At 74.4% G+C, this 16,607-nt stretch carries 14 protein-coding genes and 2 pseudogenes; 4 read left to right on the forward strand and 12 right to left on the reverse strand.

The genetic code is table 11. From position 1 onward, the window contains the following. The first annotated feature begins 129 nt into the window (after positions 1–129). Entirely contained in the window at positions 130–993 is an 864-nt protein-coding gene (locus tag V5O46_RS16335) for an esterase/lipase family protein (protein ID WP_332885333.1), read from the forward strand. A gap of 73 nt (positions 994–1,066) precedes the next feature. Here the strand turns inward: V5O46_RS16335 and V5O46_RS16340 are convergent, their stop codons facing one another. Continuing rightward, positions 1,067–2,131, reverse strand: a complete 1,065-nt coding sequence (locus tag V5O46_RS16340; RefSeq protein WP_332885334.1) for a lytic polysaccharide monooxygenase auxiliary activity family 9 protein — start codon at positions 2,129–2,131, stop codon at positions 1,067–1,069. Positions 2,132–2,302: 171 nt separating this feature from the next. Between V5O46_RS16340 and V5O46_RS16345 the strand changes: the two are divergent. Then, a pseudogene (locus V5O46_RS16345) lies at positions 2,303–2,769 on the forward strand (GNAT family N-acetyltransferase). 14 nt (positions 2,770–2,783) lie between these two features. On the opposite strand, the gene V5O46_RS16350 reads toward V5O46_RS16345, so the two are convergent. From V5O46_RS16350 to V5O46_RS16360, 3 genes are all read right to left on the reverse strand, one after another. Further along, positions 2,784–2,918: a hypothetical protein gene (locus tag V5O46_RS16350; protein WP_332885335.1), complete on the reverse strand. Its 135-nt coding sequence runs from the start codon at positions 2,916–2,918 to the stop codon at positions 2,784–2,786. Positions 2,919–3,017: 99 nt separating this feature from the next. Beyond that, a complete protein-coding gene (locus V5O46_RS16355; protein ID WP_332885336.1) occupies positions 3,018–3,587 on the reverse strand; it encodes a DUF402 domain-containing protein in 570 nt (189 codons plus the stop codon). Beyond that, positions 3,568–4,497, reverse strand: coding sequence for a GNAT family N-acetyltransferase (locus V5O46_RS16360; protein WP_332885337.1), 930 nt, complete (start codon positions 4,495–4,497; stop codon positions 3,568–3,570). Before V5O46_RS16360 ends, V5O46_RS16355 begins: the two co-directional genes overlap by 20 nt. 71 nt (positions 4,498–4,568) lie before the next feature. Here V5O46_RS16360 and V5O46_RS16365 point away from each other — a divergent pair, with 71 nt between their 5' ends. Beyond that, complete coding sequence (locus V5O46_RS16365) at positions 4,569–4,937, forward strand: GntR family transcriptional regulator (protein ID WP_332885338.1); 369 nt, start codon at positions 4,569–4,571, stop codon at positions 4,935–4,937. Here the strand turns inward: V5O46_RS16365 and V5O46_RS16370 are convergent. The 5 genes and pseudogenes from V5O46_RS16370 to V5O46_RS16390 all read right to left on the reverse strand — a co-directional run bounded on the left by V5O46_RS16370 (position 4,876) and on the right by V5O46_RS16390 (position 10,264). Further along, positions 4,876–5,712, reverse strand: a complete 837-nt coding sequence (locus V5O46_RS16370) for a DUF72 domain-containing protein (RefSeq protein WP_332885339.1) — start codon at positions 5,710–5,712, stop codon at positions 4,876–4,878. The two genes, V5O46_RS16365 and V5O46_RS16370, sit on opposite strands and share 62 nt — an antisense overlap. Positions 5,713–5,760: 48 nt before the next feature. Further along, positions 5,761–6,855, reverse strand: coding sequence for a DUF5925 domain-containing protein (locus tag V5O46_RS16375; RefSeq protein ID WP_332885340.1), 1,095 nt, complete (start codon positions 6,853–6,855; stop codon positions 5,761–5,763). Positions 6,856–6,937: 82 nt separating this feature from the next. Then, entirely contained in the window at positions 6,938–7,738 is an 801-nt protein-coding gene (locus V5O46_RS16380) for a polysaccharide deacetylase family protein (RefSeq protein ID WP_332885341.1), read from the reverse strand. A 730-nt stretch (positions 7,739–8,468) separates the two neighbouring features. Next, positions 8,469–9,449 (reverse strand): annotated as a pseudogene (locus V5O46_RS16385) (glycosyltransferase family 2 protein); the annotation flags it as partial. Then, entirely contained in the window at positions 9,446–10,264 is an 819-nt protein-coding gene (locus V5O46_RS16390) for a glycosyltransferase family 2 protein (RefSeq protein WP_332885342.1), read from the reverse strand. The gene V5O46_RS16390 and the pseudogene V5O46_RS16385, both read right to left, overlap by 4 nt. Positions 10,265–10,895: 631 nt before the next feature. Between V5O46_RS16390 and V5O46_RS16395 the strand changes: the two genes are divergently transcribed. After that, complete coding sequence (locus tag V5O46_RS16395; protein ID WP_332885343.1) at positions 10,896–11,702, forward strand: SGNH/GDSL hydrolase family protein; 807 nt, start codon at positions 10,896–10,898, stop codon at positions 11,700–11,702. Between the two features lie 30 nt (positions 11,703–11,732). Here V5O46_RS16395 and V5O46_RS16400 read toward each other — a convergent pair whose 3' ends face one another. The 3 genes from V5O46_RS16400 to V5O46_RS16410 form a co-directional block, all read right to left on the reverse strand. Next, positions 11,733–13,385 (reverse strand): serine/threonine-protein kinase, encoded by a 1,653-nt coding sequence (locus V5O46_RS16400; RefSeq protein ID WP_332885344.1) that lies wholly within the window; start codon positions 13,383–13,385, stop codon positions 11,733–11,735. Positions 13,386–13,451: 66 nt separating this feature from the next. Next, on the reverse strand, positions 13,452–15,047 hold the full coding sequence (locus tag V5O46_RS16405) for a HoxN/HupN/NixA family nickel/cobalt transporter (RefSeq protein WP_332885345.1): 1,596 nt from the start codon (positions 15,045–15,047) through the stop codon (positions 13,452–13,454). Next, complete coding sequence (locus V5O46_RS16410) at positions 15,044–16,537, reverse strand: tetratricopeptide repeat protein (protein ID WP_332885346.1); 1,494 nt, start codon at positions 16,535–16,537, stop codon at positions 15,044–15,046. The genes V5O46_RS16405 and V5O46_RS16410 overlap by 4 nt, the downstream gene beginning before the upstream one ends. Positions 16,538–16,607: the final 70 nt, after the last annotated feature.

Here is a 16,607-nt window from a genome sequence, read left to right on the forward strand (position 1 = left end):
TTTTTACTGACGCGTAACTTCACACTTGGACTACTCGCCCGTAACTTGACGAGTGAACAGCATCCTCGTGATCCGGATCACAGGGCGTAGAGCCGTCGCACCTCCCCTGAGCCGCAAGGAGATCACACGATGCTGCCCTGGAGACGAGCGTTCAGAGCCCTGACCGCGCTGCTGCTGACCGCCGCGGTCGCCCTGATCCCCGCCGCCACCGCCCAGGCCGCCACCGCCGCCCCCAGCAGAGGCTGGAACAACTACGACTGCAAGCCCTCCGCCGCCCATCCCCGGCCCGTGGTCCTCGTCCACGGGACCTTCGGCAACTCCGTCGACAACTGGCTGGGCCTCGCGCCCTACCTCAAGAACCGTGGCTACTGCGTCTTCTCCCTCGACTACGGCCAGCTGCCCGGTGTCCCGTTCTTCCACGGCCTCGGCCCCGTCGACAAGTCGGCGGAGCAGCTCTCGGCCTTCGTCGACAAGGTGCTCGCCGCGACCGGCGCCGACGAGACCGACCTGGTCGGGCACTCGCAGGGCGGCATGATGCCCCGCTACTACCTGAAGTTCCTCGGCGGAGCCGACAAGGTGGGCGCCCTGGTCGGGATAGCTCCCAGCAACCACGGCACCACCCTGTCCGGCCTCACCCGGCTGCTCCCGTACTTCCCCGGCGTCGAGGACCTGCTCAACGAGCACACCCCCGCCCTGGCCGACCAGGTCGCCGGCTCCGCCTTCCTCACCAAGCTCAACGAGGGCGGCGACACCGTGCCCGGCGTCCGTTACACCGTCATCGCCACCAGGTACGACCAGGTGGTCACGCCCTACCGGAGCCAGTACCTGAGCGGGCCCGGGGTGCGCAACATCCTGCTCCAGGACCTGTGCCCGGTCGATCTGTCCGAGCATCTGGCGATCGGGCTGTTCGACCGGATCGCCTTCCACGCGGTGGAGGGTGCGCTCGACCCCGGGAACGCCAAGCGCACCTCCTGCGCGTCCGTCTTCGGGTGAGCCGCCCCGCAGCGACGCCGCGGGGCCTGTCCGGCCTGAGCCGCCGGACAGGCCCCGAGCCGTGGGGGCGCGGTCAGCGCCCGTGCCGGCCGCCGCTCACCGCGCGCCGCCGCACCGATGCGAACAGCACCGCCGCGCCGAGCGCCAGGGCGGCGGCGCCGCCGATCGCCACGTACGGCGTGCCGGCGTCACCGCCGGTCTCGGCGAGGTTCTGGCCGGCGCCGGCGGCCTTCGGCTCGTTGCCGCCGGCGGCCGGGCCGTCGGTCGCCGTACCCGCACCCGCGGCCGGGTCCGTGGCCGGGCCGGTGGCCGGCTCTGCGGCCGGGTCCGCGGTCGGGTCCGTCGTGGTGGTGGCGTCGTGGTCGCCGTGGCCGTGGTTCTCGATGCTCGACCTGTCGTTGCCGGCCTCGATCTGCTCCTCGGACGGCGCGGACGCGCTGGGCGCGGGCGCCGGGCCGCTGCCGCCGTCGTCGCTGCCGCCCTTGCCACCGTTGCCGCTGCTCCCGCCGAAGGTGACGTCCGAGCAGGAGTAGAACGCCTCGGGGCTGTCCGAGCGCTGCCAGACCGCGTACAGCAGGTGCTTGCCGGACCGCTCGGGGAGGCTGCCGGAGAAGGTGTAGAAGCCGCCCGAGGCCGCCGGGTCGGTGGCCGTCGCCACCGGGTTCGCCAGATCCAGGTCACCCCAGCCCAGCGGCTCGGCCGGGTCGTAGCCGGGCTTGGTGAGATACACCGTGAACGTGCCCTTGTGCGGCGCGGTCACACGGTACTTGAAGGTGTGCGAACCACTGCTCACGCTCGTCGCCGGCCAGTCGGCGCGGGCCAGGTCCATGCCCTTGAACTGCTCGTCGTTGGCACTGCACAGCTTGCCGTCCGGGATCAACTCCTGGTGCTTCCCGGCCGCGTTGCCGATGCGGATGCCGTTCCAGTCGTAGAGCGCCTGGGTGCCGCCGGCCGCGACCGCCGCCCTGCACGCGGCGGACTGCGGGCTCTCCGGGCCCTCGGCATAGCACTGGGCGACCCGGCTGACCGGGTCGCCCATCGAGCCGTGCGCGGACGCCGGGGCGGCGGACAGCGCCGTCAGGGCGAGCGGCGCGAGACCGGCGGCGGCGACGGCGGCGACCCTGCGGGGTGCGGGCATGGGGAACTCCTCGAGACGGTCACTGGACTGTGCGGGCCGGAACCCGTGGGGGCGCTCAGCAAGCTAGCCCCCGCCGACCGCGAAATCGCCTGCTGAAGACGGGTGAGGGAGATCCTTATGGTCCCTTTAAGGGAGTACTCAGACTGCGCTCAGGTAGCTGCGGTCCGGGGCATGACGCACGAGGAGAGCCGGCCGGCCACCGACGCCGACGTACCGGCGGTGAAGGCTGTGACCGACGCCGCGTACACCCCTACGTCGAGCGCACCGGGGTGGTGCCGGTGCCCATGGAGGCCGGTCACGCGGCGAACGTGGCGGCGGGCAGGGTGTTCGTCACCGGCGACCTTGTGGTGGGCCTGGTCGTCAGCGAGGCCGTGGCCGCCGCCCGGGACGCGCCCGCCCACCTGTTCCTCGACAGCTTCGCCGTCCACCCCGACGCCCGTGGCAGGGGTGTGGGGCGACGGCTGCCGCGGTTCGTCGAGGCACGCGCGCGTGAGCTGGGGCTGCCCGAAGTCGGGCTCCACACCCACGCGATGATGTGGGAGAACCGGAAGATCTGCCCGACGCACGGCTACGAGGCGGTCGGGCGCCGCGTGGAGGGACGCTACGACCGCATCCACTACCGCAAGCCGCTGTGCTGAGCCTGCGCCGCCGGTCAGCCGTCCGGCCACCAGGTGCGCGCGATGTCCCGCCGGATCTCGGGCCGCCCGGCAGGCCGCTCGTCCGCCTCCTCGCGGAGCCGGCGCGCGTCGCTCTTCTTCACGGGCTTCGGCACGGTCACTCGGCGCATGGCTGCCTCCTCGGGAATCCACCGGGTTCCGTGTTCTCCACGGAGGTAGACCCTTTTCCCGAGAGTCCCCCATCGACACTTCCCTGTCAGTGGCGGTTGTCACTCCGGACCGTATGACGCCCGACAGTGATGCTCCGACTCCGCCGTGTATCGCACGGACAGCCGCCGGCCGAGCAGACTGTCGACGAAAGCGCCGGTGCGGGCCAGACGGTCCAGGCCGTCCAGGGCGGCGACGGCCGCGGCGGCTGCCCCCGGGTCGCGGTCCGCCAGGCCGCTCGTGGCGAACTCGTCCTCGTCCAGGCGCCGTACGTCCCGGCCGTCCGCGGAGCGCCACAGGTCCAGGTCGAGGTCCTCCACGACCAGCTCGGTGCCCGTGAGCACGGCGGGGCGGGTGATGTCGCAGTACCACCCCTTCAGGGTGCCCGCGGCGGAGCGGACCTCCTTGACCGCGTACCAGCGGTCGCGCCAGTAGTACTCGGTGAAGACGTCGCCCGGCTCGAAGCGGACGAAGCCGAAGTCGCGGACGGTGCCGGTGGCCCAGGCCGCACGGACCGTGATCCGCGTGCCGTCGTCGGACAGCAGCGTGCTGTCGTAGCGGATCTTCGTCCGGCCCGCCTTGACCAGGACGACCTCCACCCGGCGTGCCGGGTCAGCCGAGTTCGCGGACATGGCGCACCTCCGTCGCGCAGAGCTCGTAGCCGAGCCAGGCGTTGACCGCGAGCATCGGCCCGTTCCCGGTGTCGTTGCCGGTGAACGCCTCCGTGCACCCCGCGGCCCGGGCGCGGTGCAGCGAGGCGTTCTTGACGAGCTTGGCCAGCCCCCGGCCGCGGAAAGCGCGCGCGGTGCCGGTCATGGCCGTGGAGTAGCGGCCGTCGCCGTCCGTGTAGGCCGCGGTGAACGCGGCGGGGCGGCCGTCCACCACCGCCACCGTGGTCAGCTCGCGGTCCAGCAGCGGATGCCGCCAGGTGGCCGCCAGCCACGCCTCGTAGTCCGTGAACTCCACGTCCACGTCGCTCGGTTCGTCCGCCGACGTCTCCGCGTCCAGGGTGAACAGCGGGCGCGGATCGGCCGCGAAGTCGGCGGCCGTGCGCAGCTCGACACCGGCCGGCGGGGCCGGCAGCGGCGGCAGCGTGCCGCCGGACAGATCCAGCCGGAGGAAGTGGGCGGAGCGACTGCTCCGGTACCCGTGTCCCTCGGCGAACCGCCGGTTCCCCGGCGCGTCCAGCACCCACGAGAGCAGCTTCACCGCACCCTCCCCGGCCAGGTACTCCTCGGCGGTGCGCACCAGCAGCCCGCCCGCCCCGCGCCGTACGCGGTCCGGCCGGACGTACACGTTGACAAGGCCCTGGCCGGGCTCCGGGCTGTCGTGGACCAGGCTGACCTGTGCGGTGCCGATCACCTCGCCCTCCTCCTCCGCGACCAGGGAGCGGAAGCGGGCGTCGGGGTGTGTCCGGGTCAGGGCGTGGACCAAGGACTCGGGGGTGTACAGGATGAAGGGCAGGGCGAGCCGGCGAACCCGGGCGAAGCCCTCCAGGTCGGCTCGGGACTCGGTGCGCAGATCCCGCACGATCACTGTCATGGGGCCGCACCGTACGCGGGACGCGGGCCGCGGTGCCTCCGATTTTCCGGGGGGTGCGGGACAATCGCCGGGTGACCTTGAAGATCCACATCGATGACGGCGCCCCGCCCTACGAGCAGGTGCGCGCACAGATCTCCGAGCAGGCGCGCTCGGGCGCCCTCCCGGTGGGCCACCGGCTGCCGACCGTGCGCGGCCTGGCCGAGTCCCTCGGGCTCGCCGCCAACACGGTGGCCAAGGCCTACCGGGCCCTGGAGACCGACGGGGTGATCGAGACCCGGGGCCGCAACGGCACGTTCGTCGCCGCCGCGGGCTCGGCGGCCGAGCGGGAGGCGGCGACGGCCGCACAGGCGTACGCCGAGCGGGTCTGGCGGCTCGGGCTCACCGAGGACGATGCGCTGACGGCCGTGGGGGACGCCCTGCGGGCGCAGTACCGCCCGTAGACCGCGCGGCGCCGGCCGCCGACCGGGGCGTGCGGGTCACCGTCAGCCCCGCCCGCCGCGCCGCCCGTGCGAAGACCTCGACGTCGTACACCGCCGCCGCGTTCGGGTCGTTGTTGAAGTAGGCGTACACGTCGTGACCGTCGTCCCACGTGGTCGCGATCCGGTCGACCCACGTCTCCAGGGACCGGCGGCCGTAGCGCGGCCAGTCCGCGGCCCGGCCCTCGTGGAAGCGGACGTACCCCCAGTCGGCGGTGCGCCACAGCGGTGTGACCGGCCGGGCCAGGACATCCGCCCAGCACAGCGCCGCGCCCCGGGACCGCAGCACCTCGCGCACCTCGGGCGTCCACCAGGAGTCGTGCCGGGGCTCCACCGCGATCCGGGTGCCGGACGGGAAGCACCCCAGACACGTGTCCAGCAGCGCCGCGTCGGCCCGCAGCGTCGGCGGCAGCTGCAGCAGCACCGGGCCGAGGCGACCGCCCAGCCCGGCGGCGTGGCTCATCAGGCGGTGCACCGGCTCCTCGGGGCCGCGCAGCCGTCTGATGTGGGTGAGGTAGCGGCTGCCCTTGACCGCGACCACGAAGTCCTGCGGCACCCGCTCCCGCCACGCCGCGAAGGTGTCCCGCTCCGGCAGCCGGTAGAAAGCGTTGTTGATCTCGACCGTGGCGAAACCGGCCGCGTACCGCTCCAGCCACAGCCGCACCGGCAGCCCGGGCGGGTACAGCGCGTTCCGCCACTCCCGGTACTGCCAGCCGGACGTCCCGACGAACAGGGCCATACCTCCATCGAAACACCGATGCGGGACACCTACCGAGCCGGAGAGCACCTACAGATACAGCCCCGCCTCCGCGCCGTCCCGCGGCTCCGGCAGCGCCGTCGGCGAGGTGCCCCGGCGCAGTGCGTACAGCTCCGCCAGCGTGGCTCCCTCGCGGCCCACGCCCTCCTCGCCGCCCAGCCAGCCCACCGCCTCGGCGCGGGTCAGCGGTCCGACCTCGATGCGGGCCAGGCAGCGGCCGGGGCGGACGACGGCCGGGTGCAGCCGCTCCAGGTCCTCGTTGGTCGTCACTCCGACCAGTACGTTGCGGCCCTGGCCGAGCAGACCGTCGGTGAGGTTCAGCAGCCGGGACAGCGCCTGGCCGGCCGTGTGCTTGGCCTCGCCCCGGATCAGCTCGTCGCAGTCCTCCAGGAGCAGCAGCCGCCAGCGGCCCTTGCCCGCGGTGTCCTCCTCGCCGATGGCGATGTCCATCAGATAGCCGACGTCGGAGAAGAGCCGCTCGGGGTCGAGGACGCAGTCGACCTGGCACCAGTCCCGCCAGGACCGGGCGAGGGTGCGCAGCGCGGAGGTCTTCCCGGTGCCGGGCGGGCCGTGCAGGAGGAGCAGCCGCCCGGCGATGTCCTCGGGCGTGGTCTTCATCAGGCGGTCCATGGCGTCCGCGACCGGCGCGGTGTAGTTGGCGCGCACCTCGTCCCAGGTGCCGGCCGAGATCTGCCGGGTGGTGCGGTGCGGGCCGCGGCGCGGGGAGACGTACCAGAAGCCCATGGTGACGTTCTCCGGCTGCGGCTCGGGCTCGTCGGCCGCGCCGTCCGTGGCCTGGTCGAGGACCTTCGCGGCGAGGTCGGCGCTGGTCGCGGTGACCGTGACGTCGGCCCCGCGGTTCCAGCGGGAGATCAGCAGGGTCCAGCCGTCGCCCTCGGCGAGCGTGGCGCTGCGGTCGTCGTCGCGGGCGGCGCGCAGTACGCGCGCGCCGGGCGGCAGCAGCGTCGCGCCGGACCGTACGCGGTCGATGTTGGCCGCGTGCGAGTACGGCTGCTCGCCCGTCGCGAAACGGCCGAGGAACAGCGCGTCGACGACATCGGCGGGGGAGTCGCTGTCGTCGACGTTGAGCCGGATCGGCAGGGCGTCGTGCGGGTTCACGGACATGCCGCCATGATCCGGCACGGGGGCGCCGCGTGCACCCGGTTTCCCGGGCGCGCGCGGCGCGTGGTCCCTGCCGGTTGGAGGCTCAGCCACGGGTGTCCAGGACCCGCCGGCCGGCCTGCCGCGCACGGCGCACCACGGCGTATCCCTTGGTCAGGGCCCGGTCCCGGGCGAAGGTGCGGCCGATCGCGCGCCCCTCGACCAGCCGCACGAACGTGTCGATGCCGGTGCTGCGGCGCACGGTGACGCGCCGCAGGGCGTACGGTCCCTGGCGGCGCCGGGCCGGCTCGTTGCCGACGGCGAGCGCCTGGGCGTAGCCGGTCTCGCGCACCGCCGCCCGCACCCGGCGGTCGGAGTAGCCGTACGGGTAGGCGAACGAGGCGGGGGCGGTGCCCACCTGGTCCGTGACGATCTCCCTGCAGTGGATCAGCTCGAACCGCAGCCGGGCGCCGCCGAGTTGGTCGAGCTGCGGGTGGGTGTGGCTGTGCCCGCCGATCTCGACGCCCGCGGCGGCGAGGTCGCGGACCTGGTCCCAGTCGAGCATGGGGCCCAGGGCGCCCCCGGTGTCGTACGGGCCGCGCAGCCAGCCGGTGGAGACGAACACCGTGGCCGGGAAGCCGTACCGGGCGAGTACGGGCAGGGCGTGCCGGTGCACGCCCTCGTAGCCGTCGTCGAAGGTGACCAGCACCGGCCGCTCCGGCAACGGCCGCCCCGACCGCCAGGCGGCGGCCAGTTCGGCGGTGCGGACGGGGGTCAGGCCCCGGTCCGCGACCACCGCCATCTGCTCCGCGAACGCCTCCGGGGTGACCGACAGCGCCCGGGTGGCGTCGTTCGGCTCGGCCGCGACGGCGTGGTACATCAGGACGGGCACGGGCACATCAGACATCGGCGCCCCCTTCTGCGCCGGTCCCGGCACCCGCTGCGGGGCGCGCCGCGGCCGACGCCGCCGAGGCCCGGCCGACGTCGCCCGCGTCGCCCGTGGAGCCTGGTCCGGGGGCGACGTTCGGGTGCCCGGGAGCGGGTGCTCCGGCCGGGTCGCCCGCGTCGCCGGCCAGGCTGCTGCCCGTCGGCCCCGTGCCGGACCCCGCCGACCGGGTGGCCGCGCCGTCACCGGCCCCGGGCACCGGCGCCGCAGCGCCCGCCCGCTCCCGGTCCGGCGCTCCGGAAGAGCCGTCCGCGTCGCGCGCGTTGCCCTCCCTCTCCGCAACGGCCCGGTGTTCCGGCGCGCTCTCGGCCCCGGGCTCGGGACCTCGGTCCGCGCCGCCGCCGGCCACCGCTCCGGGCGAGCCTTGCGCCCGGCTGTCCGGGGGCGCCGGCGAGTTCCCCCGGCCTCCGCCGTGCGGCGCTCCGGGCGAGCCGTTCCGGCCTCGGCCGGGCGGGGGCGGGTTCTCCGGGTTTCGGTTGCGTGGTGCTTCGGACGAGCCGTTCCGGCCCTCGGGGTGCGGTAGCAGGAGTGGGTTCCCCCGGCCTCCTCCGTTGTCCGGTGCTTCGGATGAGCCGTTCCGGCCCCTGCCGCCTGGGGGCGCGGGCGAGTTCTCCCGGCCCCCGCCGTCCGGAGGCGCGGGCGAGTCCGCCCGGAGGCCGCCGGCCGGCGGTACGGGAGGGCCGCCCGCGTTCCCGCCCACCCGGGGCACGGTGAACCGTGCTCCGTGCCGTCCGGCGCGGAGTGCGCCCAGGGCGTAGCCGCTCGCCGCCGTGAGTACCCCGGCGACGATCGCGCCCGCCCGGCCCGCGCCGCCCGGGCGGGCGAGCAGGGCGTCGCGCAGCCCGCGGGCCACGCCGGCCGGCAGGACGCGGGTGGTGTACCGGCGTTCGGACTCCAGCCCCTTGTCCGCGCCGACGCTCCGGGCCACCAGCGCCTTCGACAGGCCCTCGGCGTAGGTGCGGGTACGGAAGTAGGCGAAGTGTTCGCGGGCCGCGGGCACCCGGTGGTGGATGACCGCGCGGTCGTCGATCAGCAGGACGGCGTCGGGCCGGGCCCGGCTGAGCCGGATGCACAGCTCGGTCTCCTCGCAGCCCAGGGGGCGCTTGTCGCCGTCGCGCCCGATGCCGGTGGCGAAGCCGCCCGCGACGTCGAAGGCGCTGCGCCGGAAGGAGGCGTTCCCGCCGAGGACGTTGCGGACCCGGACCCGCCCGGGCGGCAGTCCTCGGTAGGTACAGCCCACCACCCAGTCGAACTCCTCCGGGAACCAAACGGGCCGGCGCCCGGACGCCCAGATCGGCACCGTACGCCCGCCGACCGCCATGACCCGCGGGTCGGTGTAGGCCTCGGCGAAGTGTTTCAGCCAGTCGCGTTCGGCCACTGCGTCGTCGTCGAGGAAGGCGACGACCTCGCCGCGCGCGGCCGCGATGCCGGTGTTGCGCCCCGCGGACAGGCCGCGGGGGCCCGCGTTGGCGAGCACCCGCACCTCTCCGGTCGCCTGCTCCTCGAATTCCGCGGCCAGCCGGTTCCGGAGCGCCTCGTTGTGGTCGACGACCAGCAGTGTCTCCAGGGCCGGGCGGGACTGCGCCCGTACCGAGGAGACCGCCGCGAGGATGTCCTCCCAGCGGTCCTCGGTGTACGCGCAGACCACGACCGAGATGTCGGGACCGGTCAAGACACCTTCCCCCGGACCGTGCCGAGCACCGGCGAGTGGGTACGGCCGCGCAGCGCACGGCGGTTGGAACGCTCGCCGAGGATGACTCTCAGCACCCGCAGCCCGTCCCGGACGGCCCGCAGGTTGCTGGTGCCGTGGATGCGCAGGTACTCGTGGCTGGGGATCTCCTGCACCCGGAGCCCGGCCTTGACGACCCGGATGTTCATCAGGGTCTCCACCTCGAAGCCGGTGCAGTCGAGGTCGATCTGGTCCAGGCAGTGCCGCCAGAACGCGTTGTAGCCGTAGCACAGGTCGGTGTAGCGGGCGCCGAACTTGCGGTTGACGACCGCGCACAGGGCGCGGTTGCCGAGCTTGCGGATGAAGGTCATGTCGTCCGTGCCGCCGCCGTTGGCGAAGCGGGAGCCCTTGGCGAAGTCGGCCCCGGAGACCAGGGCGGACACATACGACACGATCTCCTGGCCGTCGGCCGAGCCGTCCGCGTCGACCATCACGATGATGTCGCCGGTGCATGCCTGGAAGCCGGTGATCAGCGCGTCCCCCTTGCCCTTGCCGCGCTGCTCGACGACCTTCACCTGCGGCCACAGCTCCCGGGCGACGGCGACCGTGTCGTCCGTGGAGTTGCCGTCCACCAGGACGACCTCGTGTATCCAGTCCGGCAGCGTCTTGAAGACGTACGGAAGGTTCTCCGCCTCGTTCATCGCCGGGATCACCACGCTCACCGGTGGCGCGATGGCCAGGTGTGAGGAGACGGGCCGGTACCTGCCGCCGGCCGACGGGTCCTCACCCGTGTCCGGCGGCTGGAGAACTGAGCTCATGAGTCTGGTCCCTCTCGTCCGGCGGACCGCCCGCCCCAGGGCGGTCCGGCATCGTGTCCGGTTCGAAAGGGGGGTTGTCCCACCCGTAGGCACGCCGGAACGGATTTCCGGGCATGCCAGGTGAGCTGGCAAGTCTGGTCGACGCCCGAGAACGGCAGCCGACCGCGCGCGGCACGGCTCGGTCACCGGTGCGGTCACCGAGCACGGCACCCCCCTACCGCGCTCCGCCCGGTCCGTCGCGGTCCTTGAACCCTCCCCTGGGATCGCGTGCCGACAGACCGATGCGGTGTGATGTATGACGGTATTGACGCTTGAGCCCGAATGGCAAGACCTGGAACGAGCTCTCACGTTTTGTTGGTTTGCCCGGCATCCATTCGTTGTGAGGGGCGATGCCCTACGGCGGGATGCCGTCGGGCGGTTCCGCTTTGCCCCCTGAAGCCCCGGATGCCGGGCCTCAATGTGGCGCAGCCCACGGGAGAGCGTCAAGACGGCCCCGGGGTGTCGATCGAATTTCGTCTGACTTTGAACGATCGATGAGCCTATTCGAGGGAATTATTGACATGGACACTTCCTGTCAACACGCGTAGCTGGTACGACGGTTGAGGCAGAGATCCTGCTAAAGGGAGGTTCCATGAGACGTTCCCGACTTGTCGGCTTCCTGAGTTCCATCCTGCTCGCCGCCGGTGCCGCCCTCACCGGGGCCGCGACCGCCCAGGCCGCCCAACCCGCCGCGGCCGACGGCTATGTGGCCCTCGGCGACTCCTACTCCTCCGGGCTCGGAGCGGGCAGCTACATCTCCTCCAGCGGCGACTGCAGGCGCAGCACGCGCGCCTACCCCTACCTGTGGGACGCCGCCAACTCACCCTCGACGTTCCACTTCACCGCCTGCGCGGGCGCCCGAACGGGTGATGTCGTCGCCGGCCAGCTCGGCCCGCTCGGCACCTCCACCGGACTGGTGTCCATCAGCATCGGCGGCAACGACGCCGGTTTCGCCGACGTCATGACGACCTGTGTGCTCCAGTCCGACAGTTCCTGCCTCTCGCGGATCGCCACCGCGAGGGCGTACGTCGACTCCACGCTCCCCGGCAACCTCGACAACGTGTACACCGCGATCCGCGACAGGGCGCCCGCCGCCCACGTCGTCGTCCTCGGCTACCCCCGCTTCTACAAGCTGGGCACCTTCTGTATCGGCCTGTCCGAGACCAAGCGGAAGGCGATCAACGACGCCTCCGACTACCTCAACGCCGCGATCGCCGCGCGCGCCGCCGACCACGGCTTCACCTTCGGCGACGTACGTCCCACCTTCACCGGCCACGAGATCTGCTCCGGCAGCTCCTGGCTGCACAGCGTCAACTGGTTCAACATCAGCGAGTCCTACCACCCGACCGCGGCCGGCCAGTCGGGCGGCTATCTGCCGGTCCTGGACAGCACCGCGTGAACACCACCGCCTGAACTCCGCCCTCCCCGGTCAGGGGGAGGCCGCAGCAGAAGGCGCGGCGTAGGAGGCCCCGTCCGTCGGGGTCTCCTTCTCGCAGGTCACCGAGAACGGCACCGAGTCGGAGGTGACCTCCACCGGATCCCGCACCTCCACACCGATCTCGCCGGCGACCGTGCCGTCCGTCTCGTACGTCGTCACGGTCACCGAGTCCTGCCGGGTGAGGCCGCCGTCCGCCGGGAACTTCAGCGTCTGCCACCCGGGATCGGCGACCGCGTCGTCGTCCTTCGCCACCCAGCGGTAGACGACCTCCGCCGGCACCCGCGCCACCGTGAACGTCGCCGTGAGAGCAGGTGCCTCGGCATGGGGCGGCGGGCAGCCTCCCGAGTACTCCGTGCGCACACCGGACACCGTCACGTGCACCGACTGCGGCGGGGGCGAACTCGTCGGGTGCTTCGCCTCGGTGCCCCCGGTGCTCGGTGGCGGACTCGGCTGCTCACTCCGCTCGGACCGGCTCGGCGAGGGCGAGCCCGCCTCCGCGGTCGCCGGGCCCTCGCCCGGGCCGGCCGCACCTCCGCCCCCGTCGTCCCGGTTCAGCAGCCCGTACGTCAGCCCGGCCAGAGCCAGTACGAGGACGGTCAGACCGGCTACCAGCACCACGGTGGCCCGCCGGCCCCGCCCGCTCGCACCGTCCCCGCGCACCGCCGCCCCGACCGTCACGGGACCGGGCGCCGGTCCGGGCACCGGCGCAGGGACCGGCGCCGGTGGCGCCGGGTGCTCGGAGCGGGCCGTGACCGTCGGCGAGTACGCGGCGCCCGCGGCCGTGTCCGCCCGCGGTGTGCCCTCCCCGGAGGGGGTACCCCCGGCTCCGACGACCCGCAGCTCCTGCTCCGCCCGCTCGGCCGGCAGCCGCTGGGCCGGATCCTTGCGCAGCAGTCCCTCGATCACCGGGGCCAGCGCACCGGCCCGGCGCGGCGGCGGCAGCTCCTCGTCCACGATCGCGCGCAGCGTGCTCAGCGGAGTGTCCTGCCGGAACGGCGAGCCCCCCTCGACCGCCGCGTACAGCAGCACGCCCAGCGACCACAGGTCCGACTCGGGCCCCGGCGTGCGCCCCAGCGCCCGCTCCGGGGCCAGGAACTCCGGGGAGCCCACCACTTCCCCGGTCATGGTCAGCGCGGAGCTGCCCTCGACCACGGCGATCCCGAAGTCGGTCAGCACCACCCGGCCGTCGTTGGCGAGCAGCACGTTCGCCGGTTTCACGTCCCGGTGCAGCACCCCCGCCGCGTGCGCCGCCCGCAGCGCGGCGAGCACCTCGGCGCCGATCTGCGCGGCGCGCCGAGCCGCCAGCGGGCCCTCGGCCTCCAGGAGATCCGCCAGCGAGACCCCGCGGACCAGCTCCATCACGATCCAGGGCCGGCCCTCGTCGGTGGCCACGTCGTACACCGTGACCACGTTCCGGTGGGCGACCCGCGCGGCGGCCCACGCCTCGCGCTCCAGCCGGGTGTACATCCGCTCCACGTCCGGCTCCGGGAGCCCGGCGGGAGCGCGCACCTCCTTCACGGCGACCTCGCGGCGCAGCACCTCGTCGCGGGCCCGCCACACGGTTCCCATGCCGCCCTCGCCCAGGGCGGACAGCAGCCGGTAGCGGCCGGCGATCACTCGTTCCCCACCGGGTTCCTCGAACACCGGCGCCCCCTACGTCGTCTCGCGCGGTTCTTCCCCCGACTTCTCCCCCGATCTCCCCAAAGTAGCTCAGCTCAGCGCGGATGCCGCCCCCCTGAACACCAATCCGGCCCCGAGGACCACCACGACGAACGCCGACCCCAGCGGCACGGCACGCCGCAGCCGGCCGGCCAGCGGGCCGGAGGCCCAGCGCGGACCCCGCTCCAGCAGCCGCGCGGCCGCGCCGCCCAGCCGGACCACCGCGATCCCGGCAGCGGTGAGTGTGAGGGCGAGCCCGGCGCCGTACGCCACCACGAGCAGCAGCCCGAACCAGGCGTGCCCCAGAGCGGCGGCGCCGACCAGCACCACCACGGCCGACGGACTGGGCACCAGCCCCCCGGCGAAGCCGAGCAGGATCGTGCCGCGGAGGCCGGGCGCGGTGGTGGGGTGATGGTGGGTGTGCTCGTGCCCGTGGCCGTGGCCGTGCCCGTGGCCTTCGCTGCCGTGACCGTCCTCGTGCCCGTGGCTGTGACCGTCCTCGTGCCCGTGTCCGTCCCGGTGCCCGTGGGTGTGCTCGTGCCCGTCCTCGTGCCCGTGGCTGTGGCCGTGACGGTGTCCGTGTCCGTGTCCGTGATGGTGGCCGTGGGCGTGTCCCCGGTTGCGCAGGGCCCGGCGTACCAGGGCCGCGCCCGCCAGGGTCACCAGCGCGCCGCTGGCGATGCCGAGCCAGGACACGACCGAGGGAGCGGCGGCCGACCCGGCCGTGACCAGCAGGCCGAGAGCGATCACGCCCAGGGTGTGGGTGACCGTCACCGAGGCGGCCAGCGGGAGCACGTCCCGCAGCCGGGCCCGGCCGCCCCGGGCGGCTGCCGTCGCCGCCATCAGCGTCTTGCCGTGGCCGGGCGCGACCGCGTGCATCGCTCCGAGCACGACCGCGATCCCGAGCGCGAGCGCCGCGAAGGCGAGTGTGAGGTCGCGGCGGGCGACCAGGGAGTCCAGGGCCAGGGTGAAGCGGTCGGCGCCGCGCGGCAGGACCGAGGCGGCGGGCGCGTCCCGGCGTTCCTCGCCGAGAGCCGGCCCGCCGGGCCGCACCCGCAGGGCCGCGGTGGCGGTGTCCGCCGGGGTGGACAGCAACTCCTCCGGGTAGCGGGTCAGTTCCCGCGAGACGGACGCCTCGGGAACGTCCGACGCGGTGAGCGTCATCCGGTCACCGCGTGCGGTGACCTCCCGCCAGCCGGGGCCCGCGGCGGCGCCGGAGGCGCGGAACGCCAGGGCGGCCGGGCCGGAGCCGGGCAGCGGCGCGGTGAGGGTGCACTCCACGCGGAGGGTGTCGAGCCCGGCCTGCCCCGGCCGCACGTGCGCGTGGCTGTCCTGTGCCTTCAGCGGCACCTCGCGGCCGTCCACGGTGAGCGCGCTCTCCCGCGCGGCCGTCGCACACCGCTGCCGGGCCCACCCGTCGATGCCGAGCCGTTCGACGTCCGCGCCGGCCTGGGTGGCCGGGATCTCGGCGAGGTCCTCGACATGGGCGACGCGCAGTTCGCCCGGGGCGGCGACGAGACCGTCGTAGCGGTTGACGGTGAAGTTGCCGAGCGGGTGCGCGCTCACCGGTGGTGCGGGAAGCAGCGCGAGCGCACCGGCGGCGGCCAGGACGGCCGCGGCGCGGACGAGCAGCCGACGGGCGCTCACCGGTCACCCCCCAGGTCCTGCAGTGCGGCCCGCGCCTCCCGGGCGCCCAGCGGGGAGAACCCGGGGTCCAGCTCGAGCGCAGCCGTGAGATGGCGCCGGGCGTCCTCCGCGCGGCCCACGGCCCGCTCGATCATGCCCCGGTGGTACAGGAACGCGGCGTTGCGGTAGCCCGTGGCCAGGGCGCGGCGGGCGTACGGCAGGGCCTGCTCGGAGCGGCCGTTGACGTGCAGCGCCCAGGCGAGGGCGTCCGCGGTGTGTACCGTGCGCCGGCGCTCCCACGCGGCGCGGGCGGCGCGCAGGGCCTCGGCGGCGTCGCCGTGGTCGGCGGCGGCGAGCGCGGTATCGAGATCGGCGCGCATTCCGCCCGCGCGGGCGAGCGCGGTCCAGGCGTCGACCAGCGCGTACTGCTCCCGCGCCGCGGTCTCCTCGCCCCCTGCCTCGTAGAGCTCGCCCAGCGCCACCAGCGGCCCGGGCAGCGGGGCCCGGGCGACGAGCCGCTCCAGATCGCGGACCGCGCCGGCCCGGTCCCCGCTCGCCGCCCGGGCCCGGGCGCGGCCCTCCAGGGCGGGCGGATACGCGTCGTCGGCGGCGAGCGCACGGGCGTAGTGGCGCAGCGCCGTGCCGTACTCCCCCTGGGACCGGGCGAGATCGCCGAGCTGCGTGGCGGCGTAGGCCACGTCCGCCGGGGCGGTCGCGGAGGCCAGCGCCTGCTCCAGCACTCGGCGGGCGGTGTCCGTGTCGCCGCGCAGCTCGCGGACGTAGGCGTACCGCGTGAAGACCGGGACGCCGGGCCGCCGCCGGTCGGCGGTGTCCGCGGCCTGAGCCGCCTCGTCGTAGCGGCCGAGCTCCACGAGGGCGTCGATGCGGGCGGCGAGCGCGAGTTCGCTGTACGGGTTCTGCCGCAGCGCCTGGTCCGCCCGGGTCAGGGCGGTGCCGAACGCGTGCCGGGCGGCGGCGAGCGCGGCCTGCCCGGCGAGCGCCTCGTGGTTGCCCGGGGCGAGGGCGAGGGAGCGCTTCAACGCCTGTTCGGCCTTCGGATAGCGCGACGGGTCGCCGTCGGTGCGGGCCCGCTCGACGAGGGCGAGGCCCAGGGCGGCCCACGCCCCGGAGTCCTTCGGCTGGTCGCGCAGATGTGCCTGGAGCCGGTCGACGCCCAGGCGGAGACCGGCCCCGGCCGGTGCGCCGACCGCACTGCCGTCGTCGGCCCCGGCCCCCGCCGCCCCCGAGCCACCGTCCCGTGCGCCTCCGGCGGCGATGCTCCCCGCGGTGAGCGCCACCGCCAGCAGCACCGCGCATCCGGCGGCCCGGAGTGCGCGCATCCGCCGTACGGCGGTCACCTTCCGCTCACCGACGGGACCGGTACCCGAGGCGTCCGCCCGCTGGCCCGCCCCGTCGTGCTCCCGCTCGTCCTGCTCGTCCCGCTCGTCCCGCTGTGCGTGCTCGCTCCGTTCGCTCTCCGCCGCGCCGTCGTCCGTCCGTGGGGCCGCCATGCCTCTCCTCGCTCGCCGTGCCGTGCTCGCCGTGCCGTGGGGTGGGGAAGGCGCGGCCCGCGTGGGGGAG

Source organism: Streptomyces poriticola, assembly GCF_036689765.1.
Classification (GTDB): domain Bacteria; phylum Actinomycetota; class Actinomycetes; order Streptomycetales; family Streptomycetaceae; genus Streptomyces; species Streptomyces poriticola.

Excerpts from the sequence above, each read along its gene's own strand:
- V5O46_RS16335 (WP_332885333.1), top strand. The coding sequence starts at position 130 with ATGCTGCCCTGGAGACGAGCGTTCAGAGCCCTGACCGCGCTGCTGCTG.
- V5O46_RS16340 (WP_332885334.1), bottom strand. The coding sequence starts at position 2,131 with ATGCCCGCACCCCGCAGGGTCGCCGCCGTCGCCGCCGCCGGTCTCGCG.
- V5O46_RS16350 (WP_332885335.1), bottom strand. The coding sequence starts at position 2,918 with ATGCGCCGAGTGACCGTGCCGAAGCCCGTGAAGAAGAGCGACGCGCGC.
- V5O46_RS16355 (WP_332885336.1), bottom strand. The coding sequence starts at position 3,587 with ATGTCCGCGAACTCGGCTGACCCGGCACGCCGGGTGGAGGTCGTCCTG.
- V5O46_RS16360 (WP_332885337.1), bottom strand. The coding sequence starts at position 4,497 with ATGACAGTGATCGTGCGGGATCTGCGCACCGAGTCCCGAGCCGACCTG.
- V5O46_RS16370 (WP_332885339.1), bottom strand. The coding sequence starts at position 5,712 with ATGGCCCTGTTCGTCGGGACGTCCGGCTGGCAGTACCGGGAGTGGCGG.
- V5O46_RS16375 (WP_332885340.1), bottom strand. The coding sequence starts at position 6,855 with ATGTCCGTGAACCCGCACGACGCCCTGCCGATCCGGCTCAACGTCGAC.
- V5O46_RS16380 (WP_332885341.1), bottom strand. The coding sequence starts at position 7,738 with ATGTCTGATGTGCCCGTGCCCGTCCTGATGTACCACGCCGTCGCGGCC.
- V5O46_RS16390 (WP_332885342.1), bottom strand. The coding sequence starts at position 10,264 with ATGAGCTCAGTTCTCCAGCCGCCGGACACGGGTGAGGACCCGTCGGCC.
- V5O46_RS16395 (WP_332885343.1), top strand. The coding sequence starts at position 10,896 with ATGAGACGTTCCCGACTTGTCGGCTTCCTGAGTTCCATCCTGCTCGCC.
- V5O46_RS16410 (WP_332885346.1), bottom strand. The coding sequence starts at position 16,537 with ATGGCGGCCCCACGGACGGACGACGGCGCGGCGGAGAGCGAACGGAGC.